Below are 21,279 nucleotides of genomic sequence, written 5' to 3' on the forward strand. Positions count from 1 at the left end.
AGAAGTCCATGATCACAACACCAACTCAACAAACCATTCAACAGACAAAAACACAGACGATGATGCCACTGCTGGCGCTCTGTCTTGGCTACTTCATGACGATTCTCGATGTCACCATCGTCAATGTGGCCCTGGTCGATATCAAGGAACACCTGAGCGCGAATGTGACAGGACTGCAATGGATTGTGGATGGCTATGCCCTCGTCTTCGCCAGTTTGCTGCTGACTGGCGGAGCGCTGGGCGACAGAAGAGGAAGCAGAACCATTTTTTTGGTTGGGTTTGCCCTCTTCACGCTGGCATCTACGCTATGTAGTCTGGCACCAACACTGCTCGTCTTACAGATCGCCCGCGCCTTCCAGGGGCTTGGGGCAGCCCTGCTGGTCCCCAATTCACTCGCCCTCTTAAATACCCTCTCGACTTCCGCACACAAACGGGCGCAAGCCATTGGCATCTGGGCCGCAGTCGCAAGCATTGGGGCCCTGTCTGGTCCTCTGCTTGGGGGGTTTTTGGTCAACGCGTTTGGGTGGCGCAGCATCTTCCTGATCAATCTGCCCATCGGCATCCTCGGCTTTCTGCTCACCCTCCGTTCGATTGCACCTTCGACGCCAAAGACGAGACGCAGTCTGGATCTTCCGGGGCAAGTAGCAGGGATGCTGGCTCTGGGGCTGTTGACCTTCGCCTTGATTGAAGGCAATAGCCTGGGCATCCTGTCTTTGCCCATTCTTGTGGCATACGCTGCAAGTGCGCTCTTCTTCCTGCTCTTCCTGTGGAGAGAAAAAATCATCAGCCATCCCATGCTTCCCTTGAATCTGTTTCACGAACGAACGTTCTCTGCAACCAATGTGGTCGCCCTGTGCCAGACCTTCACGTTTACGGGCTTCATTTTTGTCATCAGTCTCTACCTACAAGAGGTGCAACACTACTCACCGTCGCTCACGGGACTGGCCCTGCTGCCGTCCTTTGGCTGTGCCCTGCTGGCAACATCGTTCTCAGGCATGCTCATGGCCCGCATCGGGACAAAACGTGTGATGGTCATGGGTCTGATCTTCGCCGCGCTTGGCTGTTTTGGGGTAGTGCTGCTGGTCCAAGCGCACACCACGTACCTGCTGCTAGCATGTCTGATTACTGTTCTGGGAGGAGGGTTGGCACTGGTCTTACCGGCTATGACCAATGCTGCGATGTCACACGCCCCAAGATCCCAATCGGGGATTGCATCGGCCATGCTCAATGTGAGCAGACAAGTGGGTGGGGTCATCGGGGTCGCGATCCTGGGAACGTTGGTGGGCAATCAGCAGAGTTTCGTCTCAGGGATGCATCTTGCCTTTGTCATTGCCGGAGGCGTCCTCGTCCTCGGGCTGGTGGTAGCATGGAGGCTTGTCTCGGAACAAGCCAAGAGATATCCTCAAAGTGATGAAATTGCGGGAAAACCAGGGACGATCACGGAATTGACCAGGGATGCACTACATGAACAGCGTTGAGGTGTTTGTATGGATCTCTTAGGTATCCTCAGAGGTTGGCTGAGAGGGCAAGCGAGAGAGCAGATCGTTGCGCGAACTATTTGCTCCCTCGTTGCAATCGAATGGTGCACGTGTCCTGGGTCTCCCTCACAAAGATGTTTTCCCGCTTTTACCTAACCCTTGTGCATAGGTACCAAAATCGCTAGGATAGTAGCTTACCCTCAACAGAGTGCCGACTTCTTCATTGGAAAGTGAACTTCATTCCTTTTGGCTATTTTTCCCTTTGCACCTTGTGCTCATGGATGTATCTTACTATACTCAACTGTGAGTGGAGAGTGCCGACTCTACTGATTATCTACAGTCCAATTTTGCCAGAGCAAGAAGGAAGCCAGTTCTTACGTCATTAACGTTTTTAACGGGGTGCAGCAAGTTTTTTTGCGCGAGGCGATTGTTCAGGAAAAAGCTCCGTGCTCCTCTGCTGGTGAACCATTCTATCAGGTACGTAGCATTTTCTCAGAGCGAGCGCGAAGATGGTGGCTATGTCCCGCCTGAGCCTACTATGCAATAGCTACCAAGATGATACGCAATAGCTACCAAGATGATATGAATTTGCTATCCATCTTTCCCTGCTAATACCACTATACTTGCACTATCGAAGGAAAAAGAAATATCTAGCAGTAAGATCGTCTCGCTTATGAGGCGTAAGAACACTGTTGAGAGTAGTTTCCTCAGGGGTGATATGTGTGTTTGAGAAGCTCTCGTTGCTTTCTTGCTTCTAAGAAGCAAAGTTCAACGGAGCCAACGTGATCTGTTGTCGGACATGAACACATGAAAGGATGGATTCATGCGATATCCTTCGTTCCGCCTCCTTTGTAGCACAATGTTGGCCTGTCTTCTTGCTTGTCTTGCCTTATTGACCACAACCCTTCCCTCCTACGCCTCGTCTTCGCCTTCTGCCAAAAAGGCGACCGCCACATGCCATCAGCTCTTGGTGCAACTGCATGGAAGTGCCCCTGCCACTTCCCAGTGTCTCGATCAGCGTTCCAGTGGAAGCACAAAGACCAGTGTGAAGCCAGCTATAACAACTGATAATGTCTGTTCAACCTATACCGGCGCGCTCAAGATCTATTCGGATGCCAATTATGAAGGGAGTATGATCTGCTTCATCGGCACGGGTTGGGCTGATATGACGCAATATTGGATCTTCTGGCCTGGAAACTGGAATGATCAGGCAAGTAGTTTCTATGGCGGCTGCAATAGCGGTACATTTTATCAGAACGTCAACACATCGACACATACTGGCTGGGGAAATTCCCAGAATTTCAGTGGGGTATATAGTGGGGAAGGCAACTTTGACGGCCTCAATGGACATCTTCCCAACGATTCCCTGTCGGCGATCTACATCTCAAGCTCCTGTAATTATTAGATACGCTGCATCCGCTTGAGGAACATCCTTCGAGGTACGACAATCGCACAAACATGTTCAGGGAGCAGGACTTGGCGGCGGCCCCACTTGAAGGAAGACTTCTCTGGGGCACTGCCAGAGGCTCCTTGACCCCAGCGGTAGAAATAAAGCTTTGAGTATTCACAGAGAGGAAGTATCTTTCCTCTCTGTTGTCTTTTAAACTCCTTAGAGCATTTGAGAGGGGAAAAACGTAGTTAGGCCCATTGTGACACGAAGCCTTTTCCTGAACGCTACCTTGCGCAAAAAAACTTGCCGCACCCTTTTTAACGTAGTATGTATCGTACTGTAAAGAGCAATATCGGACGGCTTGAGAAGCCGAAACGCACAACGTTAACGTTCTTTGTCAGGAGATTTTCAACTACGAACGAAAACGTTAGCACTTATACGTCGTTGACGGTCTATTTGGACCCTCAGATAATAGAGAGAGTCAGAACTTGCAGCTTCTTCATGAATAGAACGAAGAACAGCAATGAGCACAACAACAGATGCTCCTCATAGGCAAAATGGGGTCAAGTTCCTTTCCGATAAAAAATCAGGAACAAGCAATGAACAACTATACAGCTTACGCGTGTGGTAACCGCTCCTCTGCCCTTCATGACAGCGTACGTAGCGCCAGGCCTTATAAATGCGCCATCGCGTAGTCGCCTGGTACAAAGGGCGGCAAAGTATTATCTCATGATTGTCGAAATATTCCGTTGCATCCGTGAAACGACAACGGGCGCCTCCTCGTTCCCGGTGGGGAGGAGGGGGTGCCCGTTGCGTGGTGCGATGTTGCCTCAGGACGTCAGACCGGAGCCTTCAATCCTGTTGGTGACCAGGTCGGCTAGGCCGACTTGATCTCCGCGTTCTCCAGCCGTCCGACCTTGACGATGTCGTGGTCGGTCAACCTGCTCAGGCCGCGGTCGAGCTGCTCGAAGAAGTCGATCGGGATCGCGTTCTCGTCACCGACCAGCAGGAAGGTGATGTTGAACGGGTACCCGTCCTCGTTCCCCTGCTTGCCCGCCTGCGCGCCGACCTCGTTCGCGATGCGGACGATGGTCGCCTGGAGGGCCTTCAGGTCCGTCTCGCCATCGGTGACGACGGTGAGGCGGAACTTCTTGTTGTAGCCGCCGGCCGCCACCTTGCGCTGGTAGAGCTGGTAGCCCCACTCCACCGCGAGGTGGGTCGCCGTGCCGCCGCCGGGACGGTTGCTGCGCAGCGTCTGCGCGATCGCCCCGGACGTCTGGCTCTCGTAGATCCTGATGCCGTGGTTGAAGACCGCGAAGTCGATGCCGTCGTGGTCGAACCGCTCCGCCTGCTGCGCGAGCTCGATGGAGCGCTCGACGGTGTAGGCCCACCGGGTGGTGGTGCCGGAGAAGCGGCCGCCGGTGCGGACGTCCTTCGTGCTCATCGAGCCGGAGCCGTCGTCCGCGAGCGCGTGGTCGACATTGTCCTTGGTGAGGATCACGATCTTGGCCTTGATGACCTTGGTCCGGAAGTCGGACATTGCAGATCCTTCCGTTCGGAGTGCTTTTGCACTCGCTGATGGGGCCTTGCAGAACATCGCGTTGGAGGGTTCTTGCGTCCTCTGTTCGCCCTCCGCGCTCTCGCTGCGATCTGAGCCAACAGTAGCAACACCTCTCCATAGTCTCCTTCTCACACTGCACTTTCTGCGAACCATGCGGTGAGAACACGTGCAGGTGGATGGAAACCGATCTTGCTGTTAAGCAGTATAGGCCATGTCATGCACAATGTCTAGTACTCGACACAACCTGGCTATGCATCTCGGCCTGGCGTACGTACGCTGTCATGAAGGGCAGAGGAGCGGTTACCACATGCGTAGCTGTATAGTTGTTCATTGCTTGTTCCTGATTTTGTTGTTATCTACAGTCACGAAGAAAGAACGTAGCGCTGGAGCAGCAAGAAACGTCATAGACATGTCCATAAAGAAGCTCGCAAGAAATGCGCAAAGGCTCATCTGAGAGGGGCTAGTGGGACATTACCAAAGAGAATCACCTGTTAATTCCAACCCATGGCCTGAGATGCGGTTTGCTGGCACTCCTCGCAGAAAAAAAAGACTGCGGAAGCCATCACCATATTCACGGAGCGAACTAGCAACGGTACATACATGGAACATCAATTTTTTACATATCGGGCAACAAGGATTCTCGTTCAATCCCAGAGGAGGACCTCCCACATCCCCATGCACGCCTTTCGTGAGTTGGGTATGACCATTGCGGTACACTAATTGGTCATCATATGGCAGGAGGAGAAGCTCTCCCCTTCCATCGTTTTGATCGTCAAGAGCCTGTCTCTGGAGTTCCTCAATCACCTCGGGATCTTCATCCTCAGATGTACTCAGTTTTGCCTGTGTATAGAGATTCCGCGGTGAAAGAGTACCAAAGGGTTCTGTCAGAATTCAGAGAAAGGCTTGCCTGAAAGATCATTTGCAAGGTATGCTGAGAGCAACAAATTCTCTAATACGGAGTGCTTCATGAACTGCCCACATTGCGTCTCGACCAGCACCAAAGAACAAACCCAGAAGACAGCGCTCGGCTACCGGACGTTCCGTTGTTCAGCTTGCAAACACCTCTTCAATGAGCGCACAGGAACACCGTTCAACTTCCTGGAATATCCTACCGATGTGGTCCTTCTGGTTGTCCTGTGGCGACTTCGGTACAAGTTGAGCCTGCGAGATCGCGCTGAGATGTTTCTGGAACGTGGCTGGGAGTTCAGCTATGAGGCGGTCCGGGAGTGGGAAGAGCGATTTGCTCCACTCATTACAGAGCAATTGCGGACCAAACGGCGTGGACAAGCAGGCCAGTCCTGGTACGTAGATGAAACCTACATCAAGGTCCACGGAAAGTGGTGTTATCTGTATCGAGCCATTGATACGGATGGCAACCTGGTTGATTCACGACTGAGTGAGAAGCGAGATATGGAAGCCGCCCAACCGTTTTTCAAGCAGGCTCTCACGGTTCTGTCAGAACTCAAACTCCATCTGGGCATGAGGGTGACACTTCTGATATGCTGGTGCTATTATTTTGACGGAATGAGGAACGTTGACCGATGAACTGCCCCAAATGCGCCACAGCTGAGACCAGGGAAAGATCAAAGAAAACCAAATGTGGTTATGCCACGTTCTTCTGCCCTCACTGTCAATCTACGTTCAATGAGCGAACTGGCACTCCCTTTCACCATCTCGAATTCCCCACTGATATCGTCCTGCTGGCTGTCTTGTGGCGATTGCGCTACAAATTGAGCCTGCGTGACGTTGCTGAGATGTTTTTAGCGCGTGGATTTTCGTTCACTCACGAAGCCATCCGAGACTGGGAAGCGCGGTTTGCACCTTTGATAACAGATCAGTGACGCGTCAAGCGGCAAGGGAAGGCCGGAAAATCCTGGTACGTGGATGAGACGTACGTCAAAGTGCATGGGAAGTGGTGCTATTTGTATCGAGCGATCGACCACGAGGGCCATCTCGTTGATTCCATGTTGAGCGAGAAGCGAAATATGGAATCAGCTCAGGCGTTTTTCAAACAGGCGGTTACTGTGGTCGGCTCTGTTCCCGATCAGGTCACGACGGATGGCCATGCTTCCTATCCCCGTGCCATACGCGAGACGATGGGATGTGAAGTCATACATCGGACGAATACATACCTCAATAATCGGCTAGAGCAAGACCATCGTGGGATCAAACAACAACGATACTATCCCATGTGTGGTTTCGGAAGCTTCACATCAGCAGTGCGATTCTGTTGTGCCTTCGACGAATTGCGCAACTATCTCCGTCCTCGCCGCACCATGGGCGAAGTGGTCTCACTCCTGGAACAACGGCAGGCTTTTCTCCAACGTCTAGCTGCTCTCCAGAGAATGATACAAGCAACCTCATAAGTTAACGAGCGAGAGGCGAGCATTCTATTCGTCTGAGAAGCTTTTCTGTGATCTCAGTTCTGACAGAACCAGAGCACACATGGGAGTTATCCCATTCCAACATTCTGTTTTGCGTTGCCGTAGACCTGTACTCTCCACCGGACTTGACATGAGTGAGCATGAAGTCAGTCCGAAAGACTTCACGCATGGCGATGGGGTCATCGCGGTCAGTACCTTTTTGGTCAAGCCTCTTATCCTCCGTAGGCTTGGTCCCGTTAACGATGGGGCACCGCGTACATTCGTCTCCTGGTCATAGCAACTAGCTGGAAGAGCTTTGTATGAGGCTTACATTGCGCTCCCCTATGCTCCCTCGCTTCGTTCGATTGATGTCCAGTCGCACCAACGGAGGGATGCTGTCCGCGCTCACTTCGCGGGTAGGGAATCTCGCCCTACGCCAAAACGTTAGTTATCGGGTCGCACTTGGGCTAACGGGTCGCACAATCTAGAAATGAGTGTACTCGAATTGTTTTGCGATGTCGATGATTTTCTGCTGAACTTTGCGCCATATCTCAAAGCCACTCAGATCGCAGCAGGCCTGCTCGCCTCCGGTGCAAGCCATGTTAAGGGATGAGGTCTGGTTGCTTCTGGATCTGGGCGCCTACCCTCGGGGCGATCAGTTCCTTCACGCATTACGTTCATCTGCTCCTTTGCTCAATAACCTTCAACACTGTGTGCTCATCATACTTATAGCTCAACGTCTGATAAATCGTGGTTAGCGCGGAAGGTGCCCAGGGTGCGCCGCGTGACTGCACAAAGTCAATCACCGTTTCCAGCTGTGTGGGTACAAAGTCCAGGTGCGATGCCTCCCAGGCATCGGCCGCTCCTGCGCGATGGCCAGCAATCTCTCCCGACTCCAGCTTCAACCTGGCATAGCCCAGTATCCCCCAGCTGGTATAGCTCCTATCAATGCCCAGGCCCAGGCACGTCAGCTCCTCTATCTGCTTCTCCGCGATCCCATACTCCTCAAAAATGCCGCGCCGGCCGCAGCCCGCTAGGTCCGGCCCCCGGCCATCAACCCCATCCACCAGCGAAAGCCCCTCCGAAAGCGAGATATTGTAATAACCAGCATAGACTCCGACCCGCTGGCTGCGCTGAGCGAAGATCAGGTGCTGATCCCGCGTCTCTATCAACAGGCTCACGCCGAACGTATTGCTACAATAGCGTAGCCTCTCTCGCTCATCGGTGACCTCACGATACAATTCGTGCAGAGCTAGCCGCGTGTAGTAATCGGTCGCGCCAAAACAAAGTTCCGGCGCATCCTCACCCTGCGTCAGGCTCAACAACTTATAGTTGGCCTCGTTCCAATAATAGAGCTCCCCGCGCGCTCGCTTCTCCTCCTCGCGCCGCTCGATCTCAGCCCTTCTCTCAGCCACCAGGGGAGAAAGCGGTTCAACCTGTGACTCACATGTGTGTGGAACAGTCTGCCCGCTCCATACCCCAATCCAGGAGGAGGGCTGGTAAAATGTTGTGCCGTCGCACCGGTCTTGCGGTTGCTTGTGCCATGTGTCCTCGATTACCTGGCTCGCCTTGACCGGCTGACCTAGCGGAAGATAGTACGCCTGTGATCCTGCTGAAATTGATTTCTTAATGATTTCTATTTCCCTTCTTCATCAGTAATATAATGTGAGTTCTGGATAAGCAGATCCTCCTTCAATGAGTTAGGAGAGGGGCAAACAAGCAACTTCTATCCATTATTGGAGGGATCTGACTATGAGTCTACTCGAATTGTTCTGTGATGTCGATACTTCATGTTGAGTGTTGAGCCATACTGGAAAGCCAGCCGGTTCTGTCAGAACTCAATACTCCCTTGGTAGAGCACTCACACTTCTGTTATGCGAATTCCACTCCCGGGGAGGGAGCAGGAGCGAAGGCGTTTGCAGCGAGCGATTGAATCTGGTGCGTTCTCACGTGATGGCGCGGAGGAGCTTCCATCTGGGAATATTGTGCCGTTGTTTCGGGAGAGAGGAGCAGGAGGAGCGTGATAGGTCCTAGGGAGCTAGCCCCTGTCAGACGCGTTGTTATATACTATTGATGTTACCCCGCGAGTAAAGAGTTTCATCCATGGTATGAGCGCGAAAGAGCGAGTCCTGACGGCCCGCTCTTTTTTTGCGGGTTGCGAGCCGGCGGGAATGCGAGAGCGCGTCTGTTGTGGGAAAGGGCGTGTATTTGAGGGCACTGGCGGCCTCGTTCCAAAGCTCAGCCGTGATCCGTGTCGAGGTATCCCACCCAAAATCCTGGGCCAAGCGGCGGGCGAATTGTGCAGACGTTTCTTGTTTTTTGGCGAGAATGTGATGGGCGGTGATTGCTGGCGAGGTCTTCTGTGTGGAAAGGGAGGTGAGCCATTCTTGCACGAGGAGCATTTTGCCACTACCTGGCGGTCCTTCGAGAACCAACATCCCTGGAAGTGGAGCCGGGTACAACTGAAGAAGCGTTGTGATCCAGTTGTGAAAGTTGGTGATACGCGCCATTATCCCTTCCTTCCCAAGATTTCTCTTGTCGCCCTTTGGCACAAAGCCCCGCAGATACCATTGCAAGCACTACTCTCCCTTTCTACAGTATACATATGCCTGCAAGCATTATGTAGATTTAAAAATTAGATGAGGCATAGTTTTGCGCAGTATGTGAGGTCGAACACCCGATCACGTCGTTCCCCCGCATGTGATGCAACTGGCTTCACACGCCCTCCCCACCGTGCTTGGTCTTGATGGTCAAGCACAGCTTGTTTCCTCATTGATTGGAGAAAAAAGAGCGCCAAAAAGCGCTGAAATTGAGAGTGCGCCTTTCTTCTGCTTGTAAGGTTGCTGCAGGGAGCGGGGAAGAATGTTCTTTCTTGCCCTGTTATTCTTATAGCCATATGCCATGATGGTCTGGTTGGCCCACGCATGTGTGCAGAGGAGGGGGAAAGCGGGGGAGCGGCCTCTTCATCCCACTGGGCGCACGCACCCACCTGGTCAGAGAAGCGTGGCGCTGGGTAGGTTCCAGCCCATGCGGTGCGGAGGGCGGCTGCGTAGAAAGAGCGGTGGCAGGCGACTGGCACCTCCCGCTTTTCCTGGTATATTCGTTTATTTCTATCTAAAATGAGATAAAGTAAAATTTCTCTTGTTTATATGGATTTTTCTTCTTTTGCACAGTATAGTTGTATCTATGGATGGAAACCCTGATGGAGAACATCGTCTTTGTGGAGGAGGGAGTAAGCGGATGGCGAGCATGGAGGACCAGCGCCTACAGGCATTACAACGTTTTGAGATCATTCGTCCTCATGTTGAGGAAGGGGTGTGTCAAACCGAGATCGCGCGGGTGTCTGGTATCCCGCTGAAAACAGTGCAACGTTGGATTCGTTCGTATCGTGGGGCTGGGTTGAGTGGATTGGCAAGGAAGGTCCGCTCGGATGCCGGTCAGCCTCGTGGGCTTCCGCAGGACCTGGTGCTGCTGGTTGAGGGCCTGGCGCTGCAGTCGCTTCGACGGCCATTGACGAGCATTCATATGTTGGTGAGCCAGGTGGCCCAGGAGCACAACTGGCCCCTTCCCAGCTATGCCCAGGTGTATCGGATTGTCGGGCAGTTGCCCGATGATCTCGTGACGCTGGGACGAGGCGCGGAGCGGCGGCGTATCGGGAAGCCTTTGATCTCCTGTTGCGTCGCGAGGCCAGATGTGCCAATGCCATCTGGCAAGCCGATCACTGCCAGTTGCGCATCTTCGGCGAGAAATGAGCAGGGGAAAGCGCAGATGCCGCTGTTGACGGCGATCGAGGACGATTATAGCCGCTGTCTTGCCGGGTATCGGCTCAGTTGGAGCGCTCCTTCGGCCCTGCAAACGGCCTTAACGTTGCGAGGGGCCATCCGGGTTAAAGAGGATCCATGCTGGCCCATTCATGGGGTGCCTGAGTGTTTGTATACGGATCACGGAAGCGATTTTACTTCGAAGCATATGGAGGCTGTCGGCGTCGACCTCAAAATGTCGTTGATCTTTTCCCAGGTTGGGCGACCGCGTGGACGAGGGAAGGTCGAGCGTTTTTTTCGCACCGTGAGAGAGGAGGTCTTAGCGCGTCTTCCAGGGTATGCGCCCAAGGTGAAGGATGATCTGAGGCGCCAGCGCGAGCTAGAAGCCGAAGCGAGGGACATTGCGTGCCTGTCCCTCTCGGAGTTTGAGGGAATTTTTCGCGACTGGCTCTTGAAGACGTATCACCGCAGAATACACACAGAGACGAATGCTGCGCCCTCTGAGCGCTGGCTCGACTCGGGGGTGATACCGGATTTGCCAGAAGATGATGCGCAGTTGGATCTGCTCCTGCTGCAACCGCGGCGGCGATGTCTCGTGCATCAGGAAGGGATCACCTTCAAAGGGGCGTGGTACATGCACGAATTGCTTGCGGGCCATGTGAAAGAGGCGGTGATCATTCGCTATGATCCGATGGATCTGGCCAGCATACGGGTGTACGAGGGAGAAAAAGAGGAGCGATTTCTCTGTCAGGCTTCCTGTGTGGAACGTGGGGGACCGGCGGTGAGTCTGCAGGCGATTCAAGCTTCCCGAACAAAACGACGCCAGGTGGTTGGAAACGCCTTGCGTGAGCGCAAGGGGGTGGTGGCTCGCTATGCATCGCCGGAGCACCGGAAGATGCGTGCGCTCTCAGAGGGAGCTGCGACGCTGGTTCCTGCGCACAGCGACGAGGGAGGCAGCGCAGATGAAGCTGAGAACGTGTCGGCATTGAGTGGACGACCCAAGAAGCCGTCCAAGATACGGTGGTATGACGATGAGTGAGAGCGAGAAACAGCGTGAGAGACAGCTGCAGGAGAACCGCTCCTTGTCTCCAACTGAGCAGCGATCGATGAGGGAGAGGGAACAGAGCCAGCTTGAGCTCCCGTTCTCCTCGTTTGTGCAGACAAAGGAATATCGCCGTTTTGTCCAGGTGTGTGAGGCGAGTCGGCGTTATCGCTACATCGTGGTGTGTGTGGGGGAGAGGGGGGTGGGGAAGACACGTGCAGCGCGTGAATATGCGAAAGTCGGGAGGTCTTTGAACCGTTGTTGTCGGCTCATGGCGTGACCTTTTCAGCGGAGGGTCCGATGCCGCGAACGGCCTTCTATACATCCAAACCGACGGCAACGCCAAAGAGCATCGAGCAAGATCTGGCCTTGTTGTTGTGGGGCCTGCAAATGCTTGCCGATCATGCGAGTACCGTGGCGCAAGAGACCAGGGCGATGCCCGTCGCGATCCGCCCAGAGGTGGTGGACCTGCTGATTGTGGATGAGGTTGATGGCCTGTTGTGGGAGAGCCTGGAGGTGTTGCGGGATCTCTCTGATCGCAGTCGTCTGGGGCTGGTTTTGTTGGGTCGTCCACGGAGCGCAGAACGGTTAGTGAAGCTGTCGGCTTTGTCCTCTCGGGCGGGTGTGTTGCACGCATTTGCAGCCCTTGGGAAACAGGATACCCGTACCCTCCTCGAACAGCAGGTGCAGCGGTTGGGTTTGCCAGTTGAGGATGAGGCTGTCGAGATGGTTGTGCAGAAGACGCAGGGGAATTTGCAGGTGATGTTCCTGGTGTGCTGTCATCTTGACTATTTGCTCAGTCGTTATGGGGTGTTTACGGTGACGAAGGATGTGGTGGGAGAAGCGATGGATCGCCTCTTCACCCAAAGAAACGTGCAGCGGTTGCGTGAGAAGCGCTAGCGATTCCACCAGGTCTGTTTGGTGGCGGAGAGGAAAGGCGTGTGAGGGCCCAGGTCGCGCAAGTGGTTGCAAGAGCGCTGGGAGCGGTTGTTGCCGATGCTCGCGCCTCTGGGGTGTGCGCAGGAGGAGGAGATCAAGCGCATCTGCGAAGCGGAACTGGAGTTGTGGCGGCGCCGACCCAGCCTCAAGCGTGCAAGTTCGTTGCAGAAACCATTAACAGAAACGCGTCATCGTATTCGGGAAACCTTTCCCCTCACTCAGGAGAATTGTTGGTGCAATCCCAAATCAGGCCAAAAGGAGCATCTGTCGCTCAAATATCTGAACTTTTCGACGCAGGAATGGAGACAGATGGCCGCAGCGAGCGAGAGGGAGGTGCAGGAGCGGCGAGAGCATCCTCTGCCGCTTGCGCGTCCCTGGGAACTGATTGGAAAAGTGGAGCACCTGTTGCAGAGCAATGTGTGGCCGCAGCTGGTGGTCGGAATCGGATTGGCGACTGGTCGAGGCCTCGTCGAGATTCTGCACACCGGACACTTTACGAAGAAAAGCGCCTACTCCCTGCTGGTTGCCGCGCCAATGACGGTCTATGAAGTCATGAGTGACCCGTTTGAGGTGCCGACCCTGGTGGAGGCGTCGCAGGTGCTTGCGGCAGTGCATCGGGTGCGCCAGTTCTTTGGGAATCATTTTCAAGGATTGCGACGGCGTGATGTCAGCCAACAATGTCTGAGCCACATTCAGGAAGCCGCCTATAAGCAGGTCGGGAACCTGGTACCCCTGCGCCCGCTGGCACGCAACATGTACACGTCCCTGGCTCATGGTGTCTATCCTCGATTGGCAGCCTGGCTCTATTGTCCGCTCACCGTTGACACCTGGTATTACGCTGCGACTATTCAGCATCATCAGAAGTTTCTGGAGGCAACGTCGGCAGAGGAACGCTCCACGCTGGCTCAGATGGCATTGTACGACGAGTACGTGGTGCTTGACGAGCACGGGAGCATTGACGAGCGTCGAGGCATTCGGCTTGGAGAGCCAGGAGTGGAAGTGTTGGAGGTGTTCAAACAGACAGATGGGCGTGTGCATGGAGTGCCGCAGGAGAAGCGAGCCCGCGCACAGGAAGAGATGCAACGTGATGATGGACAGGAGCGTGAGGATGGGAAAGGCAGAGCGCAGAGAGATCGAGAGAGGAGGTCGCAGGTGCGAGCCGGAGAGAAAGAAGGAAAAACGCTGGCTTTGCAATGGCTCGAAGCGCGTTGGCACTGGTTAATTGCTGAGATGGCAGAGTATGTGGTGGATGAGGGTGGGGGCGACGAGGAAGAAGAGATTTGGGCGATCTGTGAGGCTGAGATGGCGCAATGGAGGGCGTATTGTCGGCAGAACCAGAGCATGTCGTATCAAGAGATGATGATGCGCACACGGCTCGTCTTGCGGACGTGTCTGCCTGCTCCCTGGAATGAGCGGTGGAACGAGGAGGCAGGTGAGTGGGAGCATATCGGCCTCAAATATTTGAGATGTCGAGAAGACGAGTGGGAGCAGATGAGGCAGGACTGGCAGGATCGTCGTGTGCTTCTGCCTGATCCCGAATTGATCGTCGCGAGGGCGAAAGGATTGCTCTCGAGGGGGGTGATGGAGGCAGAGGCGTGGCCTGACTTGGTGGTAGGGATTGCTGTGCTGACCGGTCAAGGGCTGATGGCCATTCTGAAGAATGGGAGTTTCTCACAGAAGACGGCGTATTCCCTCCTGTTCCGAGATGCAGTCCATGACAATCCTTTTTTTCCTGGTCCCTTTGCGCATCCCGACGCTCGTGCGAGCGGACCTCGTCGTAGAAGCCTGGGAGCGGGTGAGAGAACGTGTCGATGGTACCCAGGTCGATGAGCAAGTACTGCGTGAGCAGTATGGCCCCCGCGTGTGTGCAAGCGCAACGGAGTCTTTTCGTGACCTGGTTCCGTTGCCTGCCGGAGAGAGAGAGCTCTTTCCCGCGCTTCATGGCAGTGTCTATCCCTGTCTTGCAACGCACTACTACTGTCCACCTTCTGTGGAGAGCGTCGACTATCTGGCAACGATTTGTCATGATCCTGTGTTGCTAGCAGATTCTTCACCAGGAGCACGTTTTGCCTGTGCTGCTGTTTGTAACTATATGGAATACCGACTGGAGGATGAGCGCAAAGGAATCTGGCTTGAGCGGCCAGGAGTCCCAATCATTGAGCCTGGTTGGGTGGCAAGAGAAAGGGAGGGGGCTGCTGGTCACGCGGTTATTGAGGTGGAGTTCGATGAGGAGGAGATCGCTGCTCTCGATGAGATTCGGCAGCAGATGGGATTTGGTTTTGCCGCCGTTAGGATGACGGATCGAGGTGAAAACGAAGGTGATGCTGCACCAGGGGGAGCTGCAGGCACGCTGCATCTCTCCATGTGCCTGCGCAATCAAGGACTCTCGCCAGTTTTGTATGAGTTTATCCGGCGTGGCTTGAAGCATCTTCGCGGCAGTGTGGCGGAATTTGTCACGGTGTGCTTACGGGAGGAAATGCTGGAGGGATTGAAACTGCAGCAACCGTTTGAGACCATGGCGTCCTCTGAATTGAGGGCAGGTGATCCCCCACAAGTGACGCGTCAGAGACCTCACGAGTAAGGCCGTAGGCCCGGTGAGACGAGTGTGAGGGAGGTTCTCTGCGAACAGCAGCGCGCGCGAGGGTTGTGCTGCTGGAGGAGGGGAGGGTGTGCGCGGAGGTGATGACCCTGGAATCGGGTGTCCCGGCTGTTGCTGGTCCTGCTGCGCGCCGGTTCACGCGAGGAGGGCGAAAAGCCGTGCGTCGCGCAAAAAGAGCATGGGAGGGGGTGTTCTCGCGCAGGGAGAGGAAAAAAAAGAGAGACCCACATGGTCTCTCAAAAAAGCTTACCTATAAAGTATACCTGAGTATCGCGAAAAAATCAAGGGGGCGGTGAAACTCGGGTGTGATTCATTTTTTTGCATTTTGCCAAGAAGGTGCTTTGTGAGAAAAGGTCATGCGCCCCCAACGCCTTTGGCCTTCGGTGCGACCTTTGCGGGGAGCCGATTGAGCCTTGATCTTGGGGCACACGGACAGGAGTAAGAGATGGATGACTTGTTCTTCCAGCGCATGCTCTAACTGAGCTCGTCTCTGTTGGCTGCGCTGCTCTCGGCGAGCAAGACGATCTTCTTTTTGCCGCTGTTGCTGCTGGTGCCAGACTTCTGCCCAGCGCTGATTACAGAGGGCATCACGCAGGGCGAGCATGGGATTGACGTTGCTTGGCTCCCAATGCATCCCCGCTCGTTTGAGCCGAGCCTGCATGACCACCTTGTTCGCGCTTTCCACCATTCCTGACCCAATGGGCCACCCTTGGGCCTGAAACTGAGGATAGTGCATCTGAGGGAGGCGTTTGCCAAAATACCGTAGCGCATCTGTGATGGCTGGGATATCCCTGCGCTGGCTGAGCCAGTGCAAGTGCTCCAGCATGCGCACTGGACCGTGATATTTCAGCTGATGGAGCAGCACGCTCACCCAGCGTGCTGGCAAGCGCTGCCCTGTTTGCTGGGCCTGCTCGTGGATCTTGCCTACATACTCAGCAGCATGCGCAAAGTCGAGAATGCGAATGGCATCATGGCGATGGCTTTGCACAAAGCCTTGAAGCCATTCGGCTCCATCTTGCACTGCACAGACCTGCTCCGCGCTCTCGATACCTCGTCGCGCGATCTCCACTGAAGCCAGATCCGCAAACATCGTCGCATCAGCCAGTCGCGAAAAGTACGAATGGTTGGTGGTCCGTCGGCTGGCCTGCTCTGTGCTCTCTGGCTGCGAAGGAAGCACCTCTGCAATGACCACGGTTTTGACTTCTGCCCAGGTTCCTCCACGCAAGGGAACCATCGCTCCGTCTCCGCTCATGGCCAGGCGTGAGGGGAGAGGTTGGGGAGAGGAAGACCCACACGAAGAGGCATGCGAGATGTTGGCTTGCTCGGTTTGAATGGCTTGAACGCTTGCCCCCACTTGTAACGTCTGCCGGCGTACGCGTGAGTCACTCACCTCGATGCCCAGCAGGGCGTGCAGTTCGCTGGCTGCTTCCTCAAAAGAGAGGCGTGCTCCCAGACGGACCAGGCTTTGGTGAGCATGAGGCATCAACCCGCTTGCAGGCAGATCCAACTGCTCATCGAGGGGGAAAAAAGCTGTAGCCGCACTGCGGACAGCTCTGATACTCACGCGTGAGGGTGACCTCTTGCCCCCCTTGGGTTTGCAATCGCCGTTGCCGCTTGCCACGCCCTTGCATGCGGTTTCCACATTGAGGACATTTCACCGGCTGGCGCTGACCCGCTGCCTGCTCAGGTGGGCTCGTGTGAGCCACTTCCTCGATCATTCTGGCTCGCAGCTGGTTCATCTGCTCATCAACGGCACGCTCAATCTCAGCTAAGGTGGCTTGGGGATGCGTTCGCCGCCATTCTTGCATCGCCTGGTCAACGTCCTGACTTCTTTGCTGCCACGACGGAGGTCTCTCTTCCTGGCTCATATCCTCTCCTCTCGTTTTTCTTGCTTTTCTCCTCCTTAGTCTACCATCTTTGTCTCATTGCAAAAAAATGAATCACACCCGTGAAACTCTAGAGCCGTCGAATTTCACGCAGCATGGAGGGACGGGGGCAGAACGCTTGCTGTGTTCTCTGGTGCTTTTGGGGGCAAGGCGCGGATCCGGGGAAAGGGCAAAAGGGATGCTCGACATGATCAAGTGCTGGCCTGATCAGCCGTGTCTGGTACAGGGCTGACGAGAGAATGCTTCTGCCTCTCTCGTCAGCTCCATGTCTGTTTGCGGGTATATATCTGTCCCCTTGGAAAATGGCGCCTGCTTCCTTTGACGCCTGGGGCAGGCATTCACACCATGGACGAATGCCTCTTTTCATCTTGAACTGTAGCATGAATTACAGCAATTTGCAATGCCCTAGATGCGCAAGAGGTACATGTATGAGAGAGCTGTCTCTGCATGCGGTTGGGAGTGAGACAGGATGAGTCGATATTCATCCTTTTCTGTTGATGTCCTGACTGCTGTTGTCTCCAACGTTGGCGAAGCTATGCACAATTCGTGCACACCCCCTGGAAAACTTCGTGGAAAAATGGGTTGTGCGTTTGCCTCTGGCTCAGGTATGCTTGGTGTGAACGACTGCTGTTCCCCCCTCCTTGCGATGGCTCAGGCCTCTCTATTTCTTCTTCGTCCTTGTTGTGCTTTGCTTGTCAAAGGAGGGAACCATCATGCCTGCAACCATCGGGGGAGAGGAGCCTCGTCTGGCTCCACGCAGTCTTGTTGTCCGTCGCCGTCCGAGGCCCTCGCCCGCCAAAGCGCCAGCGGTTCAGACGGCGCGCGCCTCTCAGTTCGCCAAAGCGCGAGCGCGGCGTCCCACGACACCCGAAGAGGTGCCAGAATTCGTGCGGGAGGCCGCGGCAGAGCCGAAAACGTCGCGAGGAGGGAGCTGGCTCCTGCCCCTTGGGCTAGGCATGTTCTGTGCGTTGCTTCTGGCGCTTGTCGGATCGGCGGCGATGAATGGGAGTAGCACGCTCATGGACAACGTTCGCTATGGCTATCCGCGAACGACGCAGGTCGATCACATCGTGGGCCATGAGGTGGATCCCCATGTGCCAACCCATTTTACCGCTCTCAATCTCAAGGGGCAGGTGTTGATCTTTGAGGTGCCCGGCGGCGATGGCGCACAGGCTCGTCTTCTGCAAGGGCCTCACCTTGTTGGGACTGGCGCGGATCTGGCACCAATCACGCTCACCTTCTCAGGCGATGTCCACCATCCGGATCTCGTGGTGACGGTGAATGGGCTTGAGGTGATGTTTCACAACACAGGAACGAGTTATGCGCCAATGCGGTAGAAGACAAAGGGGCGACCGTCATAGCAACCTTCACTCACGTGGCTATGACGGTCGCCCCTTTGTCTTTGGCAGAGTCATGGAAACGTGGCAACCGGTTGCCACGTTTTGTAAGAGCAACCTGTTTATGAGAAGCAATGAGGAGCAGCAGCTGAGAAAGGAGCTGTCTTTTTCTTTGCGTTCTGGTGGCGGTATCGGCTCATCTGCTTCTCTGCTCGCGAGGGGTGTCATGGCGGGAGTGCTCACGCGACACGCGCCTATGGGATGCGCAGAGAGGATGGGTGGGATCCTTCTCTCCTCTGAGAAGAGAAAATCTGGTCACTAAGAGTGTATTGTGTAATATAGCTTTTTAAGCTCGATTATGGTATACTAGAGAGGAGAAAAGAGGTTATGATGTGACCAAATAGTGGTCACATCACGAGAATGATACAACGCTGCACTTCAGAGTGTGAAGGAGTGGGTCAATGCCAAAGATTACCGGGTGGGAGCGAGACTACTGGCAGGGGATGTTGCCCCAGGTGGAGCGCCTGGCGCACGAACGCAATGAGCCTGCTTTGGCTCAGTTAGCGAAAGAGGTCTTTGCGTATTGGCGTGAGGAGCGTCACCTCTCGGAGAGTAGCATTCGTAATCCGTTGACGAATCTGCGCAACCAAATTAAGCAACTGCCGCTCACTGAGCAGAATAGTTATCTCACGGATTCGGGGCAGCGGGAGCATCTGGCGCTCAAATATGTTCGCCTCACGCAGCAGGAGTGGGTGCAGTTGAATGCTCCTGCCCGTCAGAAACTGGATGAACGCCTTGGGGATTCTCTGCCTCTCAAGGAGGTTGACGTGCTGGTGGAGCGAGGCACCCGTTTGTTGTCGTCACACAATCCGGCAGAGCTCGCCGTGGGGCTGGCGCTGTGTTGCGGTCGCCGTTTCATTGAGGTGATGAAAACGGCTGTCTTTGAACCCAAGACGGCGTACACGCTCTGGTTTCGTGGCAGGTGAAAGGGCGTTCGCGTGAGCAGGCCTATGAGATTCCGACGTTGGCGCCGGCTGCTTTGGTTCTCGAGGGCATCGCGCGACTGAGGCAGCTGGTGGATGCGCACGAAGAGGAACAGAGCATTCGTGCCCGCTATGGGCAAGCAGTGCGCGAGGCTGCTGATCGCCATTTTCACGACCTGGTGCCTGTCCGTGATGAGGAGCGGGACGCCTTGTATACCCACCTACTCAGAAGCGTCTATGCCACCATCGCGGTGTACTGGTATGCTCCCGAGCAGGTGAAAGCCATTGCCTATATTGCCGAAATCCAGGGACATCGCTTGGTGACCACGCCAGAGCGTCACCCGGGAGCGGGGAAGGTGGGTGAGGAGGATGTGGAACAGCAGCAGCGTAATTATGCTTCCGCCCTGCACTACTTTGATTATGTGGTCGTTGCTTCTGATGGGACCATTGATCGACGTCAGGGGCGAAAGGTAGGGGAGCCTGGCGTCGAGGTGCTTGAGATCTTTCAACCAAAGGAGAAGGGCGTGAGGAAAGAACCGAAGCCGGAGGGACGGCCCCTCAAGAAGAAGAAAGGCAAAAGGAAAGAGGGGCTGCTTTTTCTTTGATCCGCTTAGCGATCCCCACGCGCGATCGCTTTGACGATCTCTCCGAGAGGATGGTTCCTTACCCTCAAGATCAGGATGAAGTGGTACGCAACCTGATGGATGCCTATGAAGCGGCTACGAAAGCGGCGACCCACTGCCTCAGCCAACGGAACCTCTTGCCTGGACGATTGAGGCCCTCGATGTTTCTGCTCAGCAGTTGCAAGAGATTCGTGCCTATCTGCTCAGTCAGCAGGTGACCGATCTGCGACCCGTGGTGACCTCCTGGCTCCTGCATGAAGTGGAGAAGATGAAACAGGAGGGACCACACTTTGCCGTTATGCCCACGTCTCAGCTTTCGCGCTATCGGCAGGAAGGGGCGACCAAGGAACGTCTGCGCCGCGCGATCTATGCCATCATGCAGTGGAATCGTGCTAACGAACCCAGGCGACGGTGGTTTCTCAATGTCAGCTTAGTGAAAGCCCTGGCTGGTGGTCGCAAGGATTTGATTGGTGCCGTGTTGAAGGAGCATCAGGCTGAAGTCGATCAGCATCATCAAGAGCTCAATATTCCACGCGGTATAACAAACATACCGAGCTGGTACAGGAGGATATTCAGTTGCCCGAGGAGCCAGAGGCCTATCCCTGGAATCGGCAAAACTAGTCCACTGCGGCGTAGAGTTAAGGGTTCAAGAATCGAGGCAAGCCTCTCTGTTTAGAGCGCTTGCAAATGCCTTGTGACCACCATCGAGCGTTCCCAAGGAATGCCTCGCCGTGTAAAATCGAGCAGGGAATAGTTCAATGCCCGGTGCAAAAGCATGGGCGTTGTCGCGTGTTCAAACGCCTCCAGCAAACGATCCATTGGCGCATAGGCGGTCCAGGGTTCCAAATAAGCCGTGCGCAAACGCTGGATGAGATGGGGATGCTGTTCCTTGAGTGAGGTTGGCAAGAAATAGGAGAGCAGGCGGAGCGCACTGAAGAATGGATGAGTGAGGCTCGCGTCAGTCCAGTCCAGGTAGGTAATCTGCTCATCCTGTACGAGGATATTCATGGGATTGAAGTCGCCATGTTCCAGGGTTTCTGGGACGCCACATTCCGCGAGACAGTGGCAGGTCGCCTGGAGTTCGGGCACGCGAGTGCGCAGCTGTATTACTTGCTCGCGGCTGAGTCCGTCAGATTGATCGACGCGCAAAGCTGCTTGATCGTCCAACAGTGGCTCAAGTTGGGCGCTGATGACAGAGAGACGCAGGTCTGGACAGCCAATCGCAAGCAGTTCCTCTTTCCGGCTCACGCAGGCGATTTGCAGCTCTGCAAAGGTACAGAGTGCACGCTCCCAAGCGCTCATATCGGTCAGATCAGA

Annotated in this window: 14 protein-coding genes and 3 pseudogenes; 11 read left to right on the plus strand and 6 right to left on the minus strand. The window is 54.9% G+C overall.

The window, feature by feature from the left end:
* Nucleotides 1–8: 8 nt before the first annotated feature.
* Both JMJ16_RS45125 and JMJ16_RS45130 read left to right on the plus strand, forming a co-directional pair.
* Nucleotides 9–1,478 carry an MFS transporter gene (locus tag JMJ16_RS45125; protein ID WP_201392285.1) on the plus strand — a complete coding sequence of 490 codons (1,470 nt, stop codon included), beginning with the start codon at nt 9–11 and terminating at the stop codon, nt 1,476–1,478.
* Between the two features lie 823 nt (nt 1,479–2,301).
* Nucleotides 2,302–2,883 (plus strand): hypothetical protein, encoded by a 582-nt coding sequence (locus tag JMJ16_RS45130; RefSeq protein WP_201392287.1) that lies wholly within the window; start codon nt 2,302–2,304, stop codon nt 2,881–2,883.
* 862 nt (nt 2,884–3,745) lie between these two features.
* Here JMJ16_RS45130 and JMJ16_RS45135 read toward each other — a convergent pair.
* Nucleotides 3,746–4,408 carry a hypothetical protein gene (locus tag JMJ16_RS45135; protein WP_201392289.1) on the minus strand — a complete coding sequence of 221 codons (663 nt, stop codon included), beginning with the start codon at nt 4,406–4,408 and terminating at the stop codon, nt 3,746–3,748.
* A gap of 987 nt (nt 4,409–5,395) precedes the next feature.
* Here JMJ16_RS45135 and JMJ16_RS45140 point away from each other — a divergent pair.
* A pseudogene (locus tag JMJ16_RS45140) lies at nt 5,396–5,893 on the plus strand (IS6 family transposase); the annotation flags it as partial.
* 77 nt (nt 5,894–5,970) lie between these two features.
* Nucleotides 5,971–6,795: pseudogene (locus tag JMJ16_RS45145) on the plus strand (IS6 family transposase).
* 674 nt (nt 6,796–7,469) lie between these two features.
* Here JMJ16_RS45145 and JMJ16_RS45150 read toward each other — a convergent pair.
* The gene (locus JMJ16_RS45150; protein ID WP_201392291.1) at nt 7,470–8,207 is read right to left on the minus strand and encodes a hypothetical protein; all 738 of its coding nucleotides are present in this window, start codon (nt 8,205–8,207) and stop codon (nt 7,470–7,472) included.
* A 645-nt stretch (nt 8,208–8,852) separates the two neighbouring features.
* On the minus strand, nt 8,853–9,302 hold the full coding sequence (locus JMJ16_RS45155) for a hypothetical protein (protein ID WP_201392294.1): 450 nt from the start codon (nt 9,300–9,302) through the stop codon (nt 8,853–8,855).
* 730 nt (nt 9,303–10,032) lie between these two features.
* Here JMJ16_RS45155 and JMJ16_RS45160 point away from each other — a divergent pair.
* From JMJ16_RS45160 to JMJ16_RS45175, 4 genes are all read left to right on the plus strand, one after another.
* On the plus strand, nt 10,033–11,592 hold the full coding sequence (locus tag JMJ16_RS45160; RefSeq protein WP_201392296.1) for a Mu transposase C-terminal domain-containing protein: 1,560 nt from the start codon (nt 10,033–10,035) through the stop codon (nt 11,590–11,592).
* Between the two features lie 303 nt (nt 11,593–11,895).
* Nucleotides 11,896–12,495: a hypothetical protein gene (locus JMJ16_RS45165; RefSeq protein WP_201392298.1), complete on the plus strand. Its 600-nt coding sequence runs from the start codon at nt 11,896–11,898 to the stop codon at nt 12,493–12,495.
* 66 nt (nt 12,496–12,561) lie between these two features.
* Nucleotides 12,562–14,364: a protelomerase family protein gene (locus JMJ16_RS45170; RefSeq protein ID WP_201392300.1), complete on the plus strand. Its 1,803-nt coding sequence runs from the start codon at nt 12,562–12,564 to the stop codon at nt 14,362–14,364.
* Nucleotides 14,330–15,115, plus strand: a complete 786-nt coding sequence (locus JMJ16_RS45175) for a hypothetical protein (protein WP_201392302.1) — start codon at nt 14,330–14,332, stop codon at nt 15,113–15,115. The genes JMJ16_RS45170 and JMJ16_RS45175 overlap by 35 nt, the downstream gene beginning before the upstream one ends.
* Before the next feature lie 328 nt (nt 15,116–15,443).
* Here the strand turns inward: JMJ16_RS45175 and JMJ16_RS45180 are convergent, their stop codons facing one another.
* Together JMJ16_RS45180 and JMJ16_RS45185 are read right to left on the minus strand one after the other, a co-directional pair.
* Nucleotides 15,444–16,697, minus strand: a complete 1,254-nt coding sequence (locus JMJ16_RS45180; protein WP_201389126.1) for an ISKra4 family transposase — start codon at nt 16,695–16,697, stop codon at nt 15,444–15,446.
* Nucleotides 16,645–17,001 carry a hypothetical protein gene (locus JMJ16_RS45185; RefSeq protein WP_201389128.1) on the minus strand — a complete coding sequence of 119 codons (357 nt, stop codon included), beginning with the start codon at nt 16,999–17,001 and terminating at the stop codon, nt 16,645–16,647. Before JMJ16_RS45185 ends, JMJ16_RS45180 begins: the two co-directional genes overlap by 53 nt.
* Before the next feature lie 731 nt (nt 17,002–17,732).
* Here JMJ16_RS45185 and JMJ16_RS45190 point away from each other — a divergent pair.
* The 3 genes and pseudogenes from JMJ16_RS45190 to JMJ16_RS45205 all read left to right on the plus strand — a co-directional run bounded on the left by JMJ16_RS45190 (nt 17,733) and on the right by JMJ16_RS45205 (nt 20,638).
* Nucleotides 17,733–18,356: a hypothetical protein gene (locus JMJ16_RS45190; RefSeq protein WP_201389130.1), complete on the plus strand. Its 624-nt coding sequence runs from the start codon at nt 17,733–17,735 to the stop codon at nt 18,354–18,356.
* Between the two features lie 503 nt (nt 18,357–18,859).
* Nucleotides 18,860–19,944, plus strand: a pseudogene (locus JMJ16_RS57620) (protelomerase family protein).
* A gap of 196 nt (nt 19,945–20,140) precedes the next feature.
* Nucleotides 20,141–20,638: a hypothetical protein gene (locus JMJ16_RS45205; protein ID WP_201392308.1), complete on the plus strand. Its 498-nt coding sequence runs from the start codon at nt 20,141–20,143 to the stop codon at nt 20,636–20,638.
* Here the strand turns inward: JMJ16_RS45205 and JMJ16_RS45210 are convergent.
* On the minus strand, nt 20,635–21,279 hold a 645-nt coding region (locus JMJ16_RS45210), incomplete at its 5' end, for a phosphotransferase (protein WP_201392316.1). The genes JMJ16_RS45205 and JMJ16_RS45210 overlap by 4 nt on opposite strands.

Source organism: Ktedonobacter sp. SOSP1-52 (assembly GCF_016587395.1).

Excerpts from the sequence above, each read along its gene's own strand:
- JMJ16_RS45130 (WP_201392287.1), top strand. The coding sequence starts at position 2,302 with ATGCGATATCCTTCGTTCCGCCTCCTTTGTAGCACAATGTTGGCCTGT.
- JMJ16_RS45165 (WP_201392298.1), top strand. The coding sequence starts at position 11,896 with ATGCCGCGAACGGCCTTCTATACATCCAAACCGACGGCAACGCCAAAG.
- JMJ16_RS45155 (WP_201392294.1), bottom strand. The coding sequence starts at position 9,302 with ATGGCGCGTATCACCAACTTTCACAACTGGATCACAACGCTTCTTCAG.
- JMJ16_RS45160 (WP_201392296.1), top strand. The coding sequence starts at position 10,033 with ATGGCGAGCATGGAGGACCAGCGCCTACAGGCATTACAACGTTTTGAG.
- JMJ16_RS45135 (WP_201392289.1), bottom strand. The coding sequence starts at position 4,408 with ATGTCCGACTTCCGGACCAAGGTCATCAAGGCCAAGATCGTGATCCTC.
- JMJ16_RS45185 (WP_201389128.1), bottom strand. The coding sequence starts at position 17,001 with ATGAGCCAGGAAGAGAGACCTCCGTCGTGGCAGCAAAGAAGTCAGGAC.
- JMJ16_RS45125 (WP_201392285.1), top strand. The coding sequence starts at position 9 with ATGATCACAACACCAACTCAACAAACCATTCAACAGACAAAAACACAG.
- JMJ16_RS45190 (WP_201389130.1), top strand. The coding sequence starts at position 17,733 with ATGCCTGCAACCATCGGGGGAGAGGAGCCTCGTCTGGCTCCACGCAGT.